The 21215-nt window shown below is 68.5% G+C and carries 16 protein-coding genes; 11 read left to right on the top strand and 5 right to left on the bottom strand.

Annotated features, from left to right (window positions below):
- The first annotated feature begins 26 nt into the window (after positions 1 to 26).
- The 3 genes from NR810_RS08515 (at position 27) to NR810_RS08505 (ending at position 8174) form a co-directional block, all read left to right on the top strand.
- Positions 27 to 4220, top strand: a complete 4194-nt coding sequence (locus tag NR810_RS08515; RefSeq protein ID WP_257450000.1) for a protein kinase domain-containing protein — start codon at positions 27 to 29, stop codon at positions 4218 to 4220.
- Between the two features lie 87 nt (positions 4221 to 4307).
- Entirely contained in the window at positions 4308 to 6323 is a 2016-nt protein-coding gene (locus NR810_RS08510; protein ID WP_257449998.1) for an FAD-binding protein, read from the top strand.
- A 9-nt stretch (positions 6324 to 6332) separates the two neighbouring features.
- Complete coding sequence (locus NR810_RS08505; RefSeq protein ID WP_257449996.1) at positions 6333 to 8174, top strand: patatin-like phospholipase family protein; 1842 nt, start codon at positions 6333 to 6335, stop codon at positions 8172 to 8174.
- Positions 8175 to 8564: 390 nt separating this feature from the next.
- Here the strand turns inward: NR810_RS08505 and glgB are convergent, their stop codons facing one another.
- The 4 genes from glgB to NR810_RS08485 are packed head-to-tail and all read right to left on the bottom strand — an operon-like array spanning position 8565 to position 15771.
- Entirely contained in the window at positions 8565 to 10763 is a 2199-nt protein-coding gene (gene glgB, locus NR810_RS08500) for a 1,4-alpha-glucan branching protein GlgB (protein WP_257449994.1), read from the bottom strand.
- Positions 10760 to 12097 (bottom strand): phosphotransferase, encoded by a 1338-nt coding sequence (locus tag NR810_RS08495; protein WP_257449991.1) that lies wholly within the window; start codon positions 12095 to 12097, stop codon positions 10760 to 10762. Before NR810_RS08495 ends, glgB begins: the two co-directional genes overlap by 4 nt.
- Positions 12094 to 13755, bottom strand: a complete 1662-nt coding sequence (treS, locus tag NR810_RS08490) for a maltose alpha-D-glucosyltransferase (RefSeq protein ID WP_257449988.1) — start codon at positions 13753 to 13755, stop codon at positions 12094 to 12096. The genes NR810_RS08495 and treS overlap by 4 nt, the downstream gene beginning before the upstream one ends.
- A 15-nt stretch (positions 13756 to 13770) precedes the next feature.
- A complete protein-coding gene (locus tag NR810_RS08485; protein ID WP_257449986.1) occupies positions 13771 to 15771 on the bottom strand; it encodes an alpha-1,4-glucan--maltose-1-phosphate maltosyltransferase in 2001 nt (666 codons plus the stop codon).
- Positions 15772 to 16069: 298 nt separating this feature from the next.
- On the opposite strand from NR810_RS08485, the gene NR810_RS08480 reads away from it, so the two are divergent.
- Together NR810_RS08480 and NR810_RS52785 are read left to right on the top strand one after the other, a co-directional pair.
- Positions 16070 to 16234 (top strand): hypothetical protein, encoded by a 165-nt coding sequence (locus NR810_RS08480; protein WP_257449983.1) that lies wholly within the window; start codon positions 16070 to 16072, stop codon positions 16232 to 16234.
- Between the two features lie 278 nt (positions 16235 to 16512).
- Positions 16513 to 16773 (top strand): DUF4291 family protein, encoded by a 261-nt coding sequence (locus NR810_RS52785; RefSeq protein ID WP_407653762.1) that lies wholly within the window; start codon positions 16513 to 16515, stop codon positions 16771 to 16773.
- A gap of 151 nt (positions 16774 to 16924) precedes the next feature.
- Here NR810_RS52785 and NR810_RS08470 read toward each other — a convergent pair whose 3' ends face one another.
- A complete protein-coding gene (locus tag NR810_RS08470) occupies positions 16925 to 17116 on the bottom strand; it encodes a hypothetical protein (RefSeq protein WP_204228579.1) in 192 nt (63 codons plus the stop codon).
- 212 nt (positions 17117 to 17328) lie between these two features.
- Here NR810_RS08470 and NR810_RS08465 point away from each other — a divergent pair, with 212 nt between their 5' ends.
- The 6 genes from NR810_RS08465 to NR810_RS08440 all read left to right on the top strand — a co-directional run bounded on the left by NR810_RS08465 (position 17329) and on the right by NR810_RS08440 (position 21212).
- A complete protein-coding gene (locus NR810_RS08465) occupies positions 17329 to 17604 on the top strand; it encodes a hypothetical protein (RefSeq protein WP_204228580.1) in 276 nt (91 codons plus the stop codon).
- 65 nt (positions 17605 to 17669) lie between these two features.
- A complete protein-coding gene (locus NR810_RS08460; RefSeq protein WP_257449976.1) occupies positions 17670 to 18410 on the top strand; it encodes a PHP domain-containing protein in 741 nt (246 codons plus the stop codon).
- Between the two features lie 78 nt (positions 18411 to 18488).
- Entirely contained in the window at positions 18489 to 19109 is a 621-nt protein-coding gene (locus tag NR810_RS08455; RefSeq protein ID WP_257449974.1) for a hypothetical protein, read from the top strand.
- A 104-nt stretch (positions 19110 to 19213) separates the two neighbouring features.
- Positions 19214 to 20302 (top strand): Mrp/NBP35 family ATP-binding protein, encoded by a 1089-nt coding sequence (locus NR810_RS08450; protein ID WP_257449972.1) that lies wholly within the window; start codon positions 19214 to 19216, stop codon positions 20300 to 20302.
- A 27-nt stretch (positions 20303 to 20329) separates the two neighbouring features.
- Positions 20330 to 20803, top strand: a complete 474-nt coding sequence (locus tag NR810_RS08445; RefSeq protein WP_257449970.1) for a hypothetical protein — start codon at positions 20330 to 20332, stop codon at positions 20801 to 20803.
- Positions 20804 to 20807: 4 nt separating this feature from the next.
- Positions 20808 to 21212 (top strand): hypothetical protein, encoded by a 405-nt coding sequence (locus NR810_RS08440; RefSeq protein WP_257449968.1) that lies wholly within the window; start codon positions 20808 to 20810, stop codon positions 21210 to 21212.
- The last annotated feature ends 3 nt before the right edge of the window (positions 21213 to 21215 follow it).

Genomic DNA, 21215 nt, shown 5'->3' with positions numbered 1-21215 from the left:
CTCATCGTATTTCCCTGAGGGTGGCCATGACCCGGCACGACAAGGACAGCCAGGGGAGCCCGTTGGAGTCCGACTTCGAGGACCCCTTCCTGCGCGAGGTGAGCCGCTTCTCCCTGTCCCTGCCGGCTCCCCGGTCAGGAGAGCGCCTCGGAGGACGGGATGGCAGGCGGTTCGAGATCCTCGGGAAGCTCGGCAAGGGGGGCATGGGGCTGGTCTTCCGTGCCCGTGACGAGCTGCTGCAGCGCATCGTGGCGCTCAAGTTCATCTCCTCGGGCCGGGAGCTCACCCAGGAGTCGCTGGACCGGCTGATCCAGGAGGAGGCCCGGCTCGTCGCCCAGCTGGATCACGAGAACATCGTCCGCATCTTCGATGTCTCCGAGTGGAAGGGCACTCCCTTCCTCATCATGGAGTACCTGGAGGGACAGTCGCTCGACACACTGCTGCGGCGCGGCGCGCTGGAGCCTCGGCGGGCCCTGCACATCCTGAGCGACGTCACGGCCGGGCTGGCGCATGCCCACTCGCGTCAGGTCCTCCATCGGGATCTCAAGCCGAGCAATGTCTTCCTCCTGCCGGATGGGCGGGTGAAGCTCCTCGACTTCGGCCTGGGTGGGTTGGCCTCCTCGCTCGGGTTCGACCTGTTGAAATCGGGCACGCCCGCCTTCATGGCTCCGGAGCAATGGCGGGGGCAGCCGCAGGACATGCGCACCGACACCTGGGCGGCCGGGCTGTTGCTGTACCAGATGCTCACCGGGGAGCTGCCCTATTCCCCGGGGAACCTCCGGACGCTCCGCAAGGGCGTGCTCTCGGCCGAGCCCGTGCCGTCGGTGCGCATCCGCCGCCCGGATCTGCCCGAGACGGTGGACCGGTTCCTGGCACGGGCGCTGGCCAAGGCTCCCTCCCGGCGCTTCCAGAGCGCGCTGGAGATGCATGAGCGGCTGCGGGTGTTGGAGTGGAGCTTGGCCCCCTCGGACGAGGCGCCGCCTCCGCGCTTCACGCCCCACCGCCGGCAGCTGACGCTGGTGTGCGTCCGGCTCGTGGGGCACCTGGCGTCCCTGGATCCGGAGGACCTGAGCGACGTGCAGGCGGCGTTCCACCAGGTCTGCTCGCGCATCCTCGAGCGGCACGGGGGCTGGGTCGCGCTCCGCATGGGCGACGAGGTGCTGGGCTGCTTCGGCTATCCCCTGGTCCGGGAGGATGACGTCGTGTGCGCGGTGCGTGCCGCGCTCGCCCTCACGCGGATGGTGGAGGAGTTGCCGGGGGCCTTCCAGGCCGGGCTCGCGGTCCAGGTGGGCGTGCATACGGATCTGGTGGTGCTGGACGCGTCCGATCCCTCCACGCCGAGAGGACATCCGCCCTCCATCCGGAGCGAGGCGCCCCACCTGGCGAGATGGCTGGCGAGGCAGGCGGAACCCCACACGGTGGATCTCAGTGAGAATACCTGGCAGGGCGCGCGGGGAAACTTCGTGACGGAGCCCCTGGGCCAGCGGTTCTTCCAGTCGTCGCTGGGGCCGATGCGGGTGGGGGTCCACCGGTTGAGGGCCGAGAGGCCGGAGACCACCCGCTTCGAACGGGCGCTGGCCCGGGGCCTCACGCCGCTGGTGGGCCGGAGCACGGAGCTCCGCCAGCTCTTCGGCTGGTGGGAGGAGGCCCGGCGGGGACAGGGCACGGTGGTGCTGCTCAGCGGCGAGGCGGGAATCGGCAAGTCCCGGCTCATCCAGGAGCTGAGCGAGCACGTGGGCCGCGAGGGAGGCCACCTCGTGTCCAGCCAGTGCTGGCCGCAGCTCAGCCGCAGCGCCTTCCATCCGGTGCTCGAGTGGGTGACGCACCTGGCCGCGCTGGAGCCAGAGGCGTCTCCCGAGCGGCGGAGGGACCACCTGGAGGAGGTGCTGCGCTCCCTCGACATGCCCCTGCCGGAGAGCCTGCTGCTGCTCGGACAGCTCCTGGGCCTGCCTCCTCACGAGGAGCTGCCCCCGCTGTTGCTGTCTCCCGAGCAGCAACGGGTCCAGACCCTGGAGACGCTGACCACCTTGCTGCTGCGGCTGCCGGCGCGGCTCCCCGGGACGCGCGGACAGGGTCCACTGCTCCTCGTCCTCGAGGATCTGCACTGGGCGGATCCTTCCACGTTGCGGCTCCTCTCGCGCCTGGGAGAGCTCATCGATGGCACCGGGTTGTTCCTGCTGCTGAGCGCCCGCCCCGAGCTGCGGTTCTCCTGGCGTTCGCATCCCGGCTTCCACCTGCTCGTGCTCGACCGGCTCGGGGCGGACGAGACCGCCGAGATGGTGCGGCGGCTCACGGGGGGCCGGCTCCCTCTGCCGGCGGAGACGATCGAGCTCCTGGTGCGCAAGACGGAGGGCATCCCGCTCTTCGTCGAGGAGATGACGCGCATGGTGCTCACGCGCGGCACCTCCGGCACTCCGGCGGGCGCGCTTCCCATCACCTTGCAGGAGCTGCTCCTGGCCCGGTTGGATCCGCTCCCTCCCGAGCAGAAGGAGCTGGCGTGGAAGGGGGCCGTGATTGGCCGCGGCTTCACGGAGGAGCAGCTGGCGGCCCTCTCGGAGCGCGGTGGCCCCACCCTGAGGAGGGATCTCGAGGAGCTGGTCGAGGCGGGATTGCTCCTGCGCACCGGGGAGGAGCCGGAGCGCCGCTACGAGTTCAGGCATGCGCTCATCCAGGAGGCCGCCTACGAGTCCCTGGTGAAGCCTCGCAGGCGGCAGTACCACCACCAGGTCGCCACGCTCCTGGAGCACCCGCTGACGGGAGCCCCCAGCGCTCCGCCCGAGCTGATCGCCCACCACTACACCCGGGCCGGGGAGCTGCTCCCCGCCATCCGGTACTGGGCCCTGGCCGGGGAGCTGGCCCTGAATCGTTCGGCGTTCGAGGAGTCCATCAGCCACCTGGAGCAGGCCCTGCGGTTGTTCAAACGCCTGCCGGGAGTGGCCCGCCGGGTCGAGGAGGAGCTCCGGCTGCTGGTGCTCCTCGGCCAGGCCCTGATCGCCGCCCGGAACTACTCGGCTCCCGAGGTGGAGCAGCTCTACGAGCGCATCGCGCAGCTCTTCCATGACGTGAGGAACGAGCCCATCCTCGTCGCGGCCAGCATGGGGCTCTTCAACCGCAACCTGATGCGGTTGAACTTCCCGCTGGCCTGCGAGCTGGCCGGGCAGATCGTCTCCCTGGGCCAGCGCGTCCACGAGCCCCAACTGGTGGTGATCGGCCGGTTGATGGAGGGATCGATCCGCCTGATCCAGGGAGAGATCCTCGTGGCGGAGCCCCTGCTCCACGAGGCCGTGGCCCTGGGGGCTTCGGGCGTGGAGCGGGCACCACGACGGACGCTCGGCATGCTCGAGCCCGATCCGTTGGCCATGGCCCTGGCCTATTCGGCCCTGGCCCTGACCCTGCGTTGCGAGCAGCGGGAGGGGCAGCGGCTCAGTGATCGCGCGCTGCGCCGCGCCGAGCAGCTGGGCCACCCCTACACCTTCGTCCTGGTCAGCACCGTGACCAATGCGCTGTACCAGACACGGTTCGACGCGTGGCGGGTGCTCGCGGTGACGGAGCGGGAGAGCCTCGTCTACGAGCAGAACCCGTCGCTGCGCGTGGAGTCGTGGATGCCCGTCCTGCGGGGATGGGCGCTCGTGCTGCTGGGCCCGCGGCGGGACGAGGGTTACACCCTGATGCTCGAGGGACTTGATCATCTGCGGCAGATGCAAGCGGAGACGGGTTGGCCCTACCTGCTGAGCCTGCTCGCGGATGCGCGCGCGAGGCTGGGCTTGATCTCCGAGGGCCTGACGACGGTGGCGGAAGGGTTGGCCTGGGGCGCGCGGACGGGACAGCACCTCGAGGCGGCCGAGCTGTACCGGCTGCGGGGCGAGCTCCTGCTGCTCGGGGGCGAGACCGCCAGGGCGCTGAACGAATTCCAGGAGTCCCTCCAGTGCGCCCGGCGATCCGGCGCCCGGTGCATCGAGCTTCGGGCCTCCTTGCGGCTGTTCCAGCTACAGCGGGAGCAGGGCCGGCTCTGGAACGCGGAGCGGTTGCTGAGGGAGGTCCTCGACCCTCTGCCTCCCGGCCTCGAGTCGCCCGAGCTCCACGTCGCGAGGGCGCTGCTCGACGCACTCCAGCACGAGCACGTCGAGGAGCACGCGCTGGATCGGCTCCTGTCCGCCGCCCCCTGGGAGATCGGTCACATCCGCGAAGGGTCTTCTCCAACTTTCATGGAACCACTCTGAGGTGTGGGCCACCGCTGTTGCGGGGCTCGCCGCCTCGGGTGCTCGAGTCTTGTCCCGAGACTCGAGTCTTCGACCTGGAGCAAGCCCATGCCACCCCTGCGACAACATCCAGCACTCGAGACTTCTTCTGCAAGGGAGGTAGCCCCGTCCCGGGCCGAGGAGGCGAGGTGGCGGACCCTGAGGAAGCGGGCGAAGGTCTACGGCTGGCTGAGCCTGACGGGGTCGCTCGTGGGGAGCGTGTTCCTGTCACACCCTCGGCTCTTCGGCCGGGCGCGGACCACCCTGAGCCGGAGCAGGGGCGCGGCCTGGGCCCTGCACTTCATCGAGGTGCCCATGATGGGCTGCATCTGCTCCGTGGCGCTTTACGCGCTGCGCCGGCTCGACCGCACGACCGTCCACCGGTTCTCGGAGCTCGTCGGACTGTCCAACGCGGTGAAGCTGACGTTCTTCGGGTTCGAGAGCGCCGCCCTCATCGGCAGCTTCCCCCGGGGGGCGGGCACGGAGGAGAAGCTCACCTATGTCGCGGGCTCGCTGCTGCTGCTGACCGGCGTGGGCGTGGGCCTCTGGGTCCGGCTCGGGGTGCATGACTACTTCCACCCGGCACTGGATCCGAGGTTCGTCCATCCGCAGACGGAGGAGGAACTCGTCCAGCTCATCAAGCGCGCACGGGCCCAGGGCGTCCAGATCCGGACGCGCGGCGCGACCCACTGCGTGCCCGGGGGCATCTACACCGACGACAGCGGACAGCACATCAACGTGCAGCTCGACCGGTACACGCGGGTCGTCCACTGGGACGAGCGGGCGATGCGCGTCACCGTCCAGGCGGGTTGCCACCTGGGAGTGGATCCGACCGATCCCCTGTCCAACGAGGACAACAGCCTCCTGCACCAGCTGGAGGCGCGCGGCTGGGCGCTGCCGGACCTCGGCGGCATCACCCATCAGACAGTGGGCGGATTCCTGTCCACGGGCTCGATGGGGGGCACGACACGTCACGAGCTGGGCGCGTCCATCGTGGGCATCCGCCTCATCGATGGGACGGGCCGGGTGCACGAGCTCACACCCGGGAACGAGGACTTCTACGCCGCGGGCGTCTCCATGGGACTGCTGGGCATCATCTCCACGGTGACCTTCCAGTGCGAGCCGCGCTACGACGTCGTCGGCAAGCAGGTCTCCAGCCGCACCAGCCAGTGCGCCGTCGCGTTGTTCGAGCCTGGGGAGGGAGGCTTGCGGCATTTCCTCGAGACGGATGACGACACCTATGCCCGGCTGCTCTGGTGGCCCCAGCGGGGTGTCGACAAGGTGCAGCTCTGGCGGGCGCGCCGAGAGACGAGCCCGGAGTCGAAGACCTACCGCCGCGCGCTCACCCGCAGACCCTTCGTCGCGATCCCTCGCGTCTTCCAGATCTTCGTCAATCAGTTCTACAACTTCATCGCGCACGATGATCCGCCCTACGGTCCGCTGACCGAGAGGGTGGTGCGGCTCGTCCTGAATGCCTTCGTGCCCTCCAAGGAGACGAAGGAGTTCCGGGGCCCCTGGCACGAGATCCTGCCAATGGACGATGGCGTCTCGGACGAGCTGTTGCCCACGGACTTCACCGAGCTCTTCATCGACATCGCGCGGTCCGCGGAGGTGATGAAGCTCCTGGATGGCTATTTCAATCCCGACCCCTCGGACACGCAGGGGGCCGGGGAGGCGAGGGGAATGGGGCGCACCGGCGCGTATGCATTCGAGATCTACGCGGGCGCCGCGAGCCCCTTCTGGATGAGCCCCAGCCAGGGGCGGCACTCCATCCGGGTGGACGTGTTCTGGTTCCGCACGGACAAGGAGCACGTCCGGCAGAACTTCTACGAGCGGTTCTGGGAGCTGCTCGCGCCGTTCGGCTTCCGCCTGCACTGGGGCAAGTACCTGCCCAGACCGGACTCCCTGACGGGCACCGACTACCTGCGCCGGCAATACCCCATGTGGGACAGGTTCATGGAGGTGCGCCAGCGCATGGATCCGGATGGCGTCTTCCTGAGCGGGTATTGGAAGGAGCACCTTGGCATCGCGCCGTCCCTGGCGCGCACCACGCCCGTGGGTAGTATCGCCTCCTCTCGCTCTTGAGGAGTCCGCATGACACGGCCGTTCTCCTGGTTCCTCGCGCTGGTGGCCCTCACGGCCTGTTCCTGCCACTTCGCGAGGACCGACTTCATCCTCGAGACGCTGAACAAACCCGCGGAGAAGGGCGACCCCAGCCAGGCTCCCACGGTGACGGTGACCGAGAGGGTGGGACGGCTGACGCGCGATCACCTGGCCGACGCGTACCTCGCGCCGGCCACGGTCGCGGGCTGGATGTCCGAGCTGGGCAGGTCACCCGCGCCCCTCGTCACCCTGGTGGGCTGCCTGTCCAACGCGGCGGGCGCCGACACCGGCCCCTGCTACCAGGAGTTCCGTGACGCAGGGACGAAGTCGCCCTGGGGCCTGCCCAAGGCCCCCAGCACGGTGGATCCCTCCGCTCCCGATGCGACGGAGATCGACGCGGCCCGCTTCCTGGCGAACGCCATCTCGATCGCCCCCTCGCTGGCGGCGCTTCAGCTGGCCGTGGGCAAGCCGCTCGGCAAGGAGGAGCTCGAGAAGGGCATCCAGGAGGGCGCCGAGGCCGCCGCGCAGTACATCCATGCCCGCCGGTGGCACCGCGCGCTTCAGCGTCCCTCCACCGCGCTCGTGCTGAGTGGTGGAGCGGCCAACGGGGCCTTCACCGCCGGGGCGCTCTGGCGGCTGCTGGGCATCCTCGAGCAGTGCCGGGGAAAGGCCGCTCCCGAGGGCTGTGGCGACGCGGGGATCGATCTGGTGGCCGGGGCCAGCACGGGGACGCTCATCGGAGCGTTGATCGACAAGTTCCACACGCCGGGACAGGAGCGCGCCGCGCGCGAGCTGCTCGTGAGCAACTACACGTGCTCGGTGGAGTCGGACCTGTACTGCGTCAATTCCGCGTGGGATTGGGAGCTCGTGGACGATGTCCGCGGGCTGGTGCGCTTCGACGGCATCCAGAACAAGCTGAAGGACGCCATCACCCCCGCCATGCTCACCAACCACACGGAGCTCGTCTCCGTCTCGGTGGACTACGCCACGGGTGCCATCTACGGCATCAGCGATCAGGATCCCTCGGACTTCTCCGCCACCGCGAGCGAGTCGGAGCGCGTGGAGGGCCTCATCCAGGCGATCATGGCCTCCATCGTCGAGCCGGTGCTCGCGGAGCCGGTGGACTGGGTGCCCTCGAAGTCCGGCAGGACGCGGGGAACGTTCGTGGATGGAGGGGTGCGCTCGGGGCTGCCCCTGCTCCAGGCGGTGCAGCGTGGCGCCGAGCGCGTGCTGATCATCTCCACCGCGGGGCTGGAGCCGGAGCCGATCCCCAACCCGCCGCATGCCTTTGGCGTGCTGATGCGGACGCTCGACTTGTTCGTCGCGCAACCGAGGGTGGGAGAGGTCCAGCAGGGGGAGATGGCGGCCGTCGCGCGGCGCTTCACCGAGTACAACCTCTGCATGGATCGGCTGGCGGGGGTCGCCTCGCGGGCGAACGCGACGAAGTTCTGCAACCGCACGGGGGAGGGCTTCACGCCGCCCGCGCTGGCACCGGGCTTCGAGGTCGCCACCAGCCCCTGGGTGGGGCCGGCGCGTTTCGAGCAGGTGGCGTCGAGCTGGCGCAGCTCGTGGATGTACCGACCCGAGGCGACCCTGGCGACCGCCTCGGGGTATGCCTTCACGCCCGAGGTGATGCGGCCGCTCTTCCTCCAGGGGGTGAGCACCTTCCAGTCCCGGTGCCAGGAGATCCTCCGGCTCTTCGAGATCCGGGGGACCCTCGCCGTCAGCGAGTGCGCGAGGCCTGCCGAGGAGGTCCTGAAGCAGGCCGAGGAGACGTTCGCGCCCATGCGGCAGTGCGTGGCGAACAAGCCGGAGAAGCGCAAATGCCGGTGAGGAGAACGTTCGCCTGGGGCCCTACTGTGGTTGAGGAAGCGTTCGTACAGGAGGCCGCGAAGGTCGCCGAAGCGCTCAACCTCCTCTACGTGCTGGCTGCTCCGCGTCTCTATTCGCAATGGTGTACACAGGCGTCTCCGTCCGAGTTGCACTCGGTGTTGAGTTCGCGCTTGGAGACGCTCGCGGCTTTCTGCGAAAAAACCTGGGGAAGCGCGGACGCGGAGCGCTTCCGGAACGCGGCTCCTCGGGTGCGAGCCTTCGCCGAGATGGTTGCCCGGGCTGAGCCCACGCGGCCATTCGAGCCCGCCTGGACTTCGCTGGCTCGAGAGTGCCTGGAGGCTCTCGGAATCGCCGAGCCTCCAGGCGGATGGGCTGCCTTCGAGGGCTGGCCTACCCCGGGGTGAACCAGAGCACGGACAGCGGGGGCAGCGTCAGCACGGCCGAGGCATCCTGGCCGTCCCAGCCCTGGGGCTCGGTGTGGATGCGCCCCTTGTTGCCGATGCCGGAGCCGCCGTAGTCCTGGGCATCCGTGTTCAACAGCTCCACGTAGCTGCCGTGCCGGGGGAAGCCGACGCGGTAGTTCTCGCGGGGCACGGGCGACAGGTTGGCGATGCACACCACGTGGCCTCCCGGCTGTCTCGAACGCCGCACGAAGGCCAGCACGTTCGCCGCCGCCGAGTCCGGCTGCAACCACTGGAAGCCCACCGGCTCGCTGTCCGCGTCGTACAGCGCCGGGTGGCTCCGGTAGAGCCTGTTCAGGTCCGCCATCATCGCCTGGATGCCCGCATGGCCCGGATCCCCCAGCAGGTGCCAGTCCAGGCTCCGGTCATTGTTCCACTCGGCGGGCTGGCCGAACTCGCCGCCCATGAAGAGCAGCTTCTTGCCCGGGTGCGCCCACATCCACGCCAACAGCGCCCTCAGGTTCGCGCGCTTCTGCCACGCGTCTCCCGGCATCTTCCCGTACAGCGACCCCTTGCCGTGCACCACCTCGTCATGGCTCAGCGGCAGCATGAAGTGCTCGCTGAAGGCATACAGCAGACCGAAGGTGAGCTGGTTGTGGTGGTGCTGCCGGTAGATCGGATCCTTCGAGTAGTACGTCAGCGTGTCGTGCATCCAGCCCATGTTCCACTTGAAGTGGAAGCCGAGGCCCCCCTCGCTGGTGGGCTGGCTCACCTTGGGCCACGCGGTGGATTCCTCGGCGATCATCACCGCGCCCGGGAACTTGCGGTTCACGGTGTCGTTGAGCTCGCGCAGGAAGGAGATGGCCTCCTCGTTCTCCCGGCCGCCCCAGCGGTTGGGGACCCACTCGCCGTGCTTGCGGCTGTAGTCGAGGTAGAGCATCGACGCCACCGCGTCCACGCGCAGACCGTCGATGTGGTACTCCTCCAACCAGAAGAGGGCGTTGGCGATGAGGAAGTTGCGCACCTCGTTGCGGCCGAAGTTGAAGACGTAGGTGCCCCAATCCGGCTGCGTGCCCTGACGCGGGTCCGCGTGCTCGTAGAGGGCCGTGCCGTCGAACTGGCCCAGCGCGTGCGCGTCCCGGGGGAAGTGTCCCGGCACCCAGTCCAGGAGCACGCCGATGCCCTGCTCGTGCAGGTAGTTGACGAGGTACCGGAAGTCATCCGGGTGTCCGAAGCGCGCGGTGGGCGCGTAGTAGTTGCCCACCTGGTAGCCCCAGGAGCCTCCGAAGGGGTGCTCCGCCACCGGCATCAGCTCCACGTGCGTGAAGCCCATCCGCTTCACGTAGTCCGCGAGCGCGGGCGCCATCTCCCGGTACGACAGGGAGCGGTCTCCGTCCTCGATGACGCGCCGCCACGAGGCCAGGTGCACCTCGTAGACGCTCCACGGCTCGTGGTGCACGTTCTTGGTGGTGCGGCCCGTCATCCACTGCTCGTCCGTCCACTGGAAGTGGTTCAGGTCGTGCACCACCGACGCGGTGGCCGGAGGCACCTCCGTGCGGAAGGCGTACGGATCCGACTTCAAGAGGCGCCCACCGGCGCCCGGGCGGATCTCGAACTTGTAGCGCGTGCCCTCGCCGACCTCGGGGACGAAGAGCTCCCAGATGCCCGAGGCGCCCATGCGCCGCATCGCGTGCAGCCGGCCGTCCCAGCTGTTGAAGTCCCCCACCACGGACACGCCCGCGGCCGTGGGGGCCCACACCGCGAAGGCCACGCCGTTGATGCCGTGGTGGTGGATGGGGTGCGCCCCCATGCGCTTCCAGAGCTGCTCGTGCCGGCCCTCGCCCGCGAAGTACAGATCCATGTCTCCCAGCGTGGGCAGGAAGCTGTACGGGTCGCGCAGGGTGAACGTCTTGTTGCCGGGGTACTCCACCTCGAGCAGGTAGTTGAAGGCCTCCGTCTTGCCATTGAGCCGGGCCTCGAAGACACCCCCCTGCCGGTGCGTCATGGGGATGCGCCCGCCGAACTCCGGCACCACGTGGATGGAGACCGCGTCCGGGCGATAGGCCCGCACCACCATTCCATCCCCGTCAGGGTGGATGCCCAGCACGCGGTGGGGCTCGGGGTGCCGCAACTCCACCACCTGCTGCAACTCCGCGTCCACCTGCTGCCGATCCATCGGCTTCTTCACTTGCGAACCTCCATCCTCAAGAGCGCCTGGACGGGGATGCGCACCCAGTCCGGCCGGTTCTGTAGCTCGTAACGCACTTCGTAGAGCATCTTCTCCAGCTCGAAGGCGTCAAGCATCGTGTTGAAGGTCGCGTCGTCCTGCGGGAGGAACGCGGCCCCTCGTGTGACGCCGCGGTAACCGTCCAGGAAGGCCTGGCGCGCCGGTCCCACGCGCTCGCCGGCGGCCTGTCCCTCCAGCTGCACCGTGGCCTCCGCGTAGTCGAAGGAGCGCAACATCCCCGCCACGTCCCTCAGGGGCGAGTACTTCTCCCGCCGCTGGGTGAAGCTGCGTCCCGGCTCGCCCTCGAAGTCGAAGATGAGCCAGTCCCCCTCCGACCGGAGCACCTGTCCGAGGTGCAGATCTCCGTGAATGCGGATTTTCTGCCCTGAAGGGGATACGTGCGCCAGCCGCTTCGCGTGCTCGATGAGGCTCTCGCGTTTGCCCTCCAGCTCGGGGAACTGGCGCAGGGCCTCGTTGATGGTGACGCCCAGCTCGCCCACCATGGAGGCGCTCCAGCGTTGCAGATCCTCCGTCTGGATGGGCTCCGGGCTGAAGGCCGGCTCATCGGTGCTGGAGCCGAACGCGCGGTGCAGCTCGCCCAGCCGCTGGCCCAGCCCGCGCAGCTCCCCGAGGAAGTCCTGCGTCAGGCGGGGAGCGCGGCGGAAATGATCCAACGTGTAGCGCCAGCCGTCGGTGGCGTTGGGGACGTAGCGGTGCACCACGGCGAGGGTGGCGCCCGCGGGGCCCTCGGACTGGAGCGCTCCGAGCAGGGTGGGGGTGGCGCGGAAGGACGTCTTCGTCGCCAGGTAGCGGCCCACCTCGTACTCGGGGTTGATGCCGGCCTCCAGCTTGCGGATGACCTTGAGGATGACCTTCTCGGCCACCACCACGGAGGTGTTGCTCTGCTCCACCTGCAGCCGCCGCACGGGCAGGGGGGAGGGCAGGGCCATCAACCCCTCGGGGGTGTCCAGCCACTCGCCCACGAGCCTGCCCGAGGCGCTGGGGATCTCCCGCTTCTCGCGGATGAGCTGGAAGAAGGCGCGCAGCACCTCCACGTCCTCGAAGGCGTCCTGCACGCCCTCGTCCGAGGCGAGCACGGGGAGCAGGTAGCGGGTGGGGCTGCCCAGCTCGTAGTGGACCTCCACCACGGCGAGGGTGAAGGCGCGTCCGCCGGGCAGGTCCAGGCTGACGTGGTCCACCACGGAGACCGACTTGATGGGCCAGGCCTTGCCCGCGAACCAGCGCTGGTTGCGGAGGTAGTCGGGGAGCTTGGTCAGATCGATCGGCGTCGTCACGGCATTCCCCTCCCAGGGGCGAGCTTCTCGAGACGGAACCACAGGAACATGTAGGGACCCAGCGTGAGCTGGTACGGCATGCTCCCGGAGATGCGGGGGAAGGGTGTCTCGCCGATCAGCTCGACGGGCACCTGTCCCTCGAAGTCACGCAGGTCGATCACCGCCGGCTGCGCGAAGCGCGAGAGGTTGCAGACGATGAGGATCGTCTGGCCCTCGTACTCGCGCACGAAGGCGAGCACCTTGCGGTTGTCCGGGTTGAGCCAGCGCAGCCTTCCCATGGCGAAGGCGGGGTAGCGCTGGCGCACGCGGAGGATGCGCTTCATCCAGTTGAGCAGCGACGAGCGGACGCGATCCTGTGCCTCCACGTTGATGCTCTGGTAGCCGTAGACGGGGTCCGCGATGAGGGGGGCGTACAGGCGTGCCCCATCCGCGCGGGAGAAGCCCGCGTTGCGGTCGCTCGTCCACTGCATGGGGGTGCGCACGCCGTTGCGATCGCCCAGGTAGATGTTGTCCCCCATGCCGATCTCATCGCCGTAGTACATGACGGGAGTGCCCGGCAGGGTGAACAGCAGGCTGTGCATCAATTCAATGCGCCGCCGCCCGTTGTCCATGAGCGGAGCGAGCCGGCGCCGAATGCCCAGGTTGATGCGCATGCGCGGATCGGTGGCGTATTCCCGGTACATGTAGTCCCGGTCCTCGTCCGTCACCATCTCGAGCGTCAGCTCGTCATGGTTGCGCAGGAAGATGGCCCACTGGCACGTCTCGGGGATGTCGGGCGTCTGCTGGAGGATTTCGACGATGGGAGTGCGGTCCTCCCGGCGCAGCGCCATGAAGAGGCGGGGCATCACCGGGAAGTGGAAGCCCATGTGGAACTCGTCGCCGTCTCCGTAATAGACGCGCACGTCGGCGGGCCACTGGTTGGCCTCGGCGAGCAGCAGCTTGTCCGGGTACTCGGAGTCGATCGTCTTGCGCAGCCGCTTGAGGAAGGCGTGCGTCTCCGGGAGGTTCTCGCAGTTGGTGCCCTCGCGCTCGAAGAGGTAGGGCACGGCGTCGCAGCGGAAGCCGTCCACGCCCATGTTCAGCCAGAAGCGCATGACATCCAGCATGGCCTCCTGGACCTCGGGGTTGTCGTAGTTGAGGTCCGGCTGGTGGCTGAAGAAGCGGTGCCAGAAGTACTGCTTGGCCACCGGGTCCCACGTCCAGTTGGAGCGCTCGGTGTCCGTGAAGATGATGCGCGCGCCCTGGTACTTGTCGTCCGTATCGCTCCAGACGTAGTAGTCGCGCTTGGGGCTCTTCGGATCCCTCCGGGCTTCCTGGAACCAGGCGTGCTGGTCGCTGGTGTGGTTGACGACGAGCTCGCTGATGATGCGGATGTCGCGCTTGTGGGCCTCCTCCACCAGGCGCTGGAAGTCCGCGAGCGTGCCGTACTCGGGGTGCACCGCGTAGTAGTCCGCGATGTCGTAGCCGTCGTCCTTCAGCGGCGAGGGGTAGTGCGGCAGGATCCACAGGCAGGTGACGCCGAGATCCTGCAGGTAGGGCAGCTTCTCGATGAGCCCGGGGATGTCCCCGTGCCCATCCGCGTTCGAGTCGTAGAACGCGCGGATGTGCAATTCGTAGATGACGGCCTTCTTGTACCAGAGCGGATCCGACCGGGTCATAAAGGGCGAGGGTGTCTATTCGTAGTAGTCGAACGCCTGTTCACTGCGACGGAAGCGGTAGACCGCCCAGATGGCCGCGGGCTGTTCGGGCGTGAGGCGCACGTGCGCGGTGGGCCCTTGCCAGAGGCTCCGCTGGTCCGTCATCAGCTCGTGCACCTGGTAAGTCTCGTCGGGCTGGATGCCCAGCTCCGCCAGGGGCACGTGCAGCACGGACTCCTGGGGCTGGAAGGGATCGAAGCTCACCGCCACCAGCACCTGGCTGGAGCCGTCCGGCGTGCGCTTCAGGTAGAACATGACCTGCTCGTTCTCCGACTGGAAGAAGCGCAGGTTGCCGTAGAGCTGGAAGGCGCGGTGCTCGCGGCGGATGGCGTTGAGCCGCGAGATGTAGTCGCGGATGTTGCCCGGCCGGTCCAGGTCCCACGCCTTGAGCTCGTACTTCTCCGAGTCGAGGTACTCCTCCTTGCCGGGCTTGATGGGCGTGCCCTCGCACAGCTCGTAGCCGCAGTACATGCCCCAGGAGCTGGAGAGGGTGGCGGCCATGGCGGCGCGCAGGCGGAAGCCACCGGGCCCGCTGCGCTGGAGGAACTCGGGGAGGATGTCCGGCGTGTTGGGCCAGAGGTTGCCGCGCATGTAGTCGGACACGGGCGGGGAGGTGATCTCCTCCAGGTACTCCTCCATCTCCTGCTTGAAGTTGCGCCAGGTGAAGTAGGTGTACGACTGCTGGAAGCCCGCCTTGGCCAGGTGCTTCATCACCTTGGGCCGGGTGAAGGCCTCGGAGAGGAAGACGGTGTCCGGATGGACGGTCTGCACCTCGCGGATGAGCCAGGCCCAGAACTGGAGCGGCTTGGTGTGCGGGTTGTCCACGCGGAAGATGCGCACGCCCTGTTCCACCCAGTGGAGCACCACGGACTTGAGCTCGGGCCACAGCGTGGCGCGGCCGGGGCCCAGCCAGTCGAAGTTGACGATGTCCTCGTAGCGCTTGGGCGGGTTCTCGGCCGTCTTGATGGTGCCGTCCGGCCGGTGCTGGAACCACTCCGGGTGGTCCTTCACGTAGGGGTGGTCCGGCGAGCACTGGAAGGCGATGTCCAGGGCGATCTCGATGCCCAGCGCGTTGGCGGCCTTCACGAAGCCGCGGAAGTCCTCCAGCGTGCCGAGCAGGGGATTGACGGCCTTGTGACCGCCCTCGGGGCCGCCGATGGCCCACGGGCTGCCCACGTCCTCGGGGGTGGCGGTGAGGCTGTTGTTCTTGCCCTTGCGCGCCTTGCGGCCGATGGGGTGGATGGGCGGCAGGTAGATGATGTCGAAGCCCAGCGACTGCACGTAGGGCAGCCACTTCTCGGCGTCGCGGAAGGTGCCGTGCGTGCGGCCGTCGCGCAGCGCCGAGCGCGGGAAGAACTCGTACCAGGAGCCGAAGCGTGCCTTCTCCCGGTCCACGAAGACCTCGAGGACGCGGTCGTAGCGGGTGGCGATGGAGCGGTCCGCGTACTTGGAGGCCACCAGGGTGAGCCCCGGATCCATGGCCGCGGCGATGGCGTTGGCGCTCATGCCCTTCTCGAAGAGGGCGGCGGCCTCGACCATGCGCCGGGCCTCGTCGGCGCTGCCGGCCTTCTGGGCGCGCTCGGCATGGGCGCGGAGCATGGCGGCGCCCTCGAGCAGCTCGCTGCGCACGTCCCGGCCCACGTCCACCTTGCGTTTCACTTCCGTGACCCAGGTGGCGAAGAGGTCCGGCCAGGCCTCGACCGTGAACTCGTAACGGCCGTTGCGCGCCAGGAGGAACTCGCCCTCCCAGAGATCGTTCCCCTTGGAGACCATGGGCGTCTCGGTCCAGTCCGTCGCCTTGTCCTTCGGCGCGGACTGCCTCCAGCGCACCACGGCCACGAGGATGTCGTGGCCCTCCTTGAAGATGTCGGCCTGGACTTTGAGGGTCTCACCCTCGACCCGCTTCACGGCCCAACGGCCCGCGTCCAGTTCCGGCCGGACGTTCTCGATGACCGTGCTTCCGATTCGCTCGCTCATAAATGAAGGCGGCCCCTTATAGGTCGCGCGCCACGATGCCCCGGCGCTGTCTTTCACCGTGCGTTGATTCCGAACGCTCCAGGCGTCCGGTTTGTTGGCCCGACAACCTTAGGAATGGCTCCGCGCGGTGCACACCCGCCGGAAATGGCCGCTCCCTCGACCGGCTTCCATGCCGGGCAGACGGGCGGGCGGGGGAGGGGGCCAGGGGCTCGCGGGGGGTGGAGCCCGGAGCACAGGCTGCCTGCTGTCCGGTCGGGCGAGGAGGTACAGTGGGCCCGGACATGTCGGGAGATCCTCGGTGATGCAGAGGTGGACGTCGATGCTGGTCGCAGGGCTGCTCTTGAGCCCGACATGGGGACTGGCGGATGAGCCGAAGGAGAATCCGCCGGGCAGTGGACCTATCGAGATGAAGAACGTCTTCGAGTGCCTCAAGGCCTGCAATGCTCTCCCGCTCTGGGCGTGACATCGGAGTGCTCTTCGAAGAACCTCCGCACGAGCGTCATCGCATTCATGAGCGCATCAACAGGGCCGACCCCCATGACGCACTTGATGCCCGGGAGGTAGCCCTCGATGGAGAGCGGGCAGTACCAGGCTCTATCCGCTTCACCTGGAAGTGGCTGCGGTCGGCCAACGACGATCCTGGAGACCCTCGTTTCTCCCGCTTGGGTGGTGTGGGACCACCGATCGTCTGCGATCGGGTCATCGATGGTCGTGAGGCGAGGGCGCCAGTCTTGATTGCTCATGGCGATTGATAGGACTTCCGACATGCGGCTGCAGTGGGATCCCGACCATGGTCCCACGGGGGGTTCCCTGGAGCGGCGCGCCATCCAGCTCGGGCTGCAGGGTGAGGCGCTCCGGCGCTACTCGAAGGAGTGGCTCGTGGACATCAAGGACATCACGGCCCTTCGTCCGGGAGCAGCGCGAATACATCCGGGAGGGTCGGCTCGACCTGCCCCGGTCCCTCGAACCGTAGGGTGGGGGAGCGACTGTGCCGCTTCGTGAGGTCCGGCGGGCAAGAAGGCACGGACCCGCTCGACTGGCGGCAGTGGGTGCGGTGAAGGGAAAACAAGAAACACCCCTGGCGAAAATCGCGGCTCAGGGGAAAACGGCCTGGGGGCGACTCCAGCCCTCGGGGCCGGGGCGGAACCCGGCTCTACGGCTGCGACTTGTGCTTGTAGAAGAGGACCAGCGTGTAGCAGTGGAACTCGTTGTCGCTGGACTGGCACACCACCCGGTCGACGATCTCCAGATCCGAGTTGCTCTTCATCCAGCGGGTGACATTCTCACCCAGCTCCTCACGCTCCTTGGCCTTCGTCGCGGAGAACACCTTCACGCCCGTGAACATCGCCTTCCACTCCTTGCACTGAGTTTTTGTACTGAGTGTCTGGGGGAAGGTTATCGCGCGCTATTCGCAGGTGTCAAAAAACCTTACCTCCGGCCACCGGGTGGGGGCCCGCACTTCCCACCCGGGGGGACGTGCCTAGATTTCGGGGGTCGCTGGATCAGGAGCCCGGGGGAAGGGCCCCCGGCAATGGGGAAGGGTGAAGGGGGATGGCCGTGGACGTGAAGACCAAGAAGGACCTGGCGGTGGACTTCATCAACGAGATCCGCACGATGGATCCCGCCGCGCTCAACGCGCTGATCGTCAAGGAGGCCGGCGAGGACCTCGCCCAGTTCTTCCTCAACTACAGCGCCAACCTCATCTCCAAGGACCCCTCCCGGGTCCTCGAGAACACCTCCTCCCTGATGCTGATGGGCTACCTCATCCGCACCCACGAGGAGCGCAACTCCCAGACGAAGCAGACGGGCCTCCAGGGCTACGCTTTCGCCTGATTCCGGGCGGCAGGGTGCGCCGAGGCTCGACAGCTCCCACGGGAGCCTGTTAGGGAGCGGCGCCCATGCTCATCGATCTGCACGCGCATTCCTACCTGTCCAAGGGTTGCGACCTGGATCCGCGCGCGGTCCTCGACCGTGCCGCGCTGTTCGGTCTGGACGGCGTGGCCTTCACCGAGACCAACACCCAGGACGGCTGTGACGAGCTGTTCGAGATCGGCGCGAAGTCCAAGGTCAAGGTCTTCGTCGGTCTGGAGCTCATCACCGACCGGGGGCAGTACCTGTGCTTCTTCCCGAAGCCGGAGCTGGCTCCCGAGCCCGTGCAGATGTGGGGCAGCAACCGCGAGAAGCCGTGGAGCGCCGCCGAGTGTCTCCCGAAGGTCCGCTCGCTGGGCGCCGCCATCGTGGCCGCTCGGCCGTACGATCGGGACACTCCCAACCCGGCCATGGATTATGTCCGCTCCCTGGGGGGCCTGCTGTGCGCCGTCGAGGGCTACAACGCCCGCGTCAAGCAGACGTCCAATGACCTGGCCGTCGAGGCCGCCGAGGTGCTCAAGCTGCCCTGTACGGGTGGGAGTGACGCCCGGGGTTCGCTCGATGAGGTGGGTTATGGCGCCACCTTCTTCAAGAAGCCCATGCAGACCCAGGAGCAGCTGGTCGCCGCCCTGCTGGCCGGTGATTTTTTTCCGGTCATGGCCGGTGAGTTGCCCCGGCTCACGCGCCCCGGTGAGGCCCAGGCCTCCCGCGGGGGTGGCAAGCGCCGTGGCGGCGGGGGGGGCGGAGGCGGTGGGCGCCGCCGCCGCTAAGGGGTTTCCGCCCGTGTATGTCCCCTCTCCCTCTGGGAGAGGGCTAGGGTGAGGGTCATCCCAGGGTCCCGCGTTCCCATGTCCTCCACCGTCTCCCACGTCCTCCACTCGCTGTCCCTCGCGGCCGCCCTGGCGGCCACGGGCTGTGCTCACACGCCCGGGCCCAAGGAGGTGGCATCCGCCTACGCCCGGGCCCTGGAGGAGGAGCGCCTCGCGGAGGCCCGCGCCCTGACGAGCGTCCCACCGGAGGAGCAGCAGGCCTTCGCCGAGCACTACGCGGACGCATCGGTGCGCAAGGCACGGGCCGAGGAGGTGCGAGCGGCCCTCCCGGAGCTCCAGGCGAGGGCGCCAGCGCTCACGCTGCTTCAAACACCCGAGGGCTGGCGGGTCGTCGAGGAGAAACCGGCGGACGCGCCCCGGGCGGTACTGGGCCGCTTCCTGGACGCGGTGGAGGCGGGCGACTGGGCCACGGCCTGGTCGCTCCTGAGCGATCCGCTGCGAGCCCGCTACACGCCCGAGCGCCTGCGCGAGGACTTCAAGCGCGAGCCCCTGTCGGCCGAGCGCGTCCGCCGTGCGAGGCTGGCGCTGAAGGGGGAGGTGAAGGTGACGGGGGTGGGGGCGGAGTTCCCGCTGGGCAAGGAGCGGTCGGTGCGGCTCGTCCGGGAGGCGGGCGAGTACAAGGTGGCGGCCATCGAGTAGCGGGGTTAGAGGAGGTTGACACCAGGGGGGCCGCTGGCTATTCCGCGCCCTTCCGAGGGGGGGCCCCCAACCCCCCGGATTCAAAAGGATTCAGGTACTCCAAGATGAGCGTTTCCGAGCGCGACATCCTCGCGGCGATGTCGAAGGTGATGGATCCCGAGCTGCACATCGATCTGGTGAAGGCCGGGATGGTGAAGGACATCCGCGTGGACGGCGACAAGGCGAAGCTCAAGATCGAGCTGACGACGCCGGCCTGTCCGCTGAAGGGGAAGATCCAGGCGGACGCCGAGGCGGCGCTGAAGCAGGTGCCGGGGCTGAAGACGTTCGACATCGAGTGGGGCGCGCAGGTGCGCTCGGCGCCGGCGGGGATGGCCGGTCAGCAGGGGCAGGCGATCCTGCCGCAGGTGAAGAACGTGATCCTCGTCGGCGCCGGCAAGGGTGGCGTGGGCAAGAGCACGGTGTCGGTGAACCTGGCGGCGGCGCTGGCGCGCGAGGGCGCGAAGGTGGGCCTGCTGGACGCGGACTTCTACGGTCCCTCGGTGCCGCTGATGACGGGCATCACCGAGAAGCCGGTGAGCCCGGATGGCAAGACGCTGCTGCCGCTGGAGAAGCACGGGCTGAAGGTGATGTCGATCGGCTTCCTGGTGGAGGCGGATCAGGCGCTCATCTGGCGCGGGCCCATGCTGCACGGAGCGCTGATGCAGCTGGTGCGGGACGTGCGCTGGGGCGAGCTGGACTACCTCATCCTCGACCTGCCGCCCGGGACGGGTGACGTGGCGCTGTCGCTGTCGCAGTCGGTGAGGGCGGCGGGCTCGGTGCTGGTGACGACGCCGCAGGACGTGGCGCTGGCGGACGTGGTGCGCGCCAAGCAGATGTTCGACAAGGTGCACATCCCCGTGCTGGGCATCGTGGAGAACATGAGCCAGTTCGTGTGCCCGCACTGCTCGAAGGCCACGCCCATCTTCAACCGGGGCGGCGGCCACAAGGCGGCGGAGATGTTCAGCATCCCGTTCCTGGGCGAAATCCCCCTGGATCTGAAGATCCGCGAGTCGGGTGACGCGGGCGTGCCGGTGGTGCTGAGCGCGCCGGACAGCCCCGAGGCCCAGGCCTTCATGGCGATGGCGCGCAACATCGCGGGCCGCGTCTCCACCGAGAACATGCGGGTGGCGGTGAAGCTGCCGGTGGTACGCTAGCGGCCCCCGACACCCCCGAGGACCCCCATGGCGCATGGCAAGGACTCCGACAACGACTTCGATCCGCTGCTCGGAGAAGAGCCGGAGCGGGAGGGGGCTCGCCCGGGCTTCGTGCCGGAGTTCGTGCGCAAGGTGGCCGTGGCGGGGCTGGGCGCCCTCTTCATGACGGAGGAGGGCATCCGCTCGCTGGCCGGCCAGCTCAAGCTGCCCAAGGAGATGCTCGGCCACATCCTCGGGCAGGCGGAGAAGACGAAGGACGAGGTGGGCCGGGTCGTCTCCGAGGAGGTGCGGCGCTTCCTCCAGTCGGAGAAGCTGCGCGACGAGCTGCTCAAGCTGGTCTCGGGGATGACCATCGAGGTGAAGGCGCAGATCCGCCTGGTGCCTCATGCCGAGGACCGCGACGAGCAGGAGCAGGAGGAGGCCCCTCGGCGGACCAAGGTGGTGGTCACCGAGCTGAACACGCGCCGCGGCGGCAAGAAGGCTTCCGCGAAGAAGGAGTGACGGCGTGCAGGATGGCGAGCGGCGCAACTGGCGCCAGCATCCCCTGGCGAAGCGGCTGCCGATCCTGATGCTGGTGGCGATGGGTCTGTGGCTGTGGAAGGGCTCGGACGTGCCCGAGCGCGAGCTGGTGTGGCGGCTGGTGGGCCCCGGCTGGAGTGAGATCCGGACCGTCGAGTTCCAGGTGAAGAACGCGGACGGCGAGCTGGTGAAGCGTCAGGTGCACTCCTTCCAGAGGGGCGCGCCGGACTCCGTCACCGAGAAGACAGCCCTGCCCTCGGGGGTGTACGAGGTGTGGGTGTTCGCTCGGGGTGAAAGTGGACCTTCCCGGCCGCCGCGTGTGGAGCGGCTGACAGTGGGCGACGAAGACGTGCGCATCGAGCGCGGGCTCCGAGTACCCGAGGGACGTTGACCG

The sequence above is a fragment of the Archangium lipolyticum genome (genome assembly GCF_024623785.1).
In the GTDB taxonomy this organism is placed as follows: domain Bacteria; phylum Myxococcota; class Myxococcia; order Myxococcales; family Myxococcaceae; genus Archangium; species Archangium lipolyticum.
The sequence above is the reverse complement of the archived record's forward strand: the minus strand, read 5'-3'. Positions and strand labels throughout refer to the sequence as shown.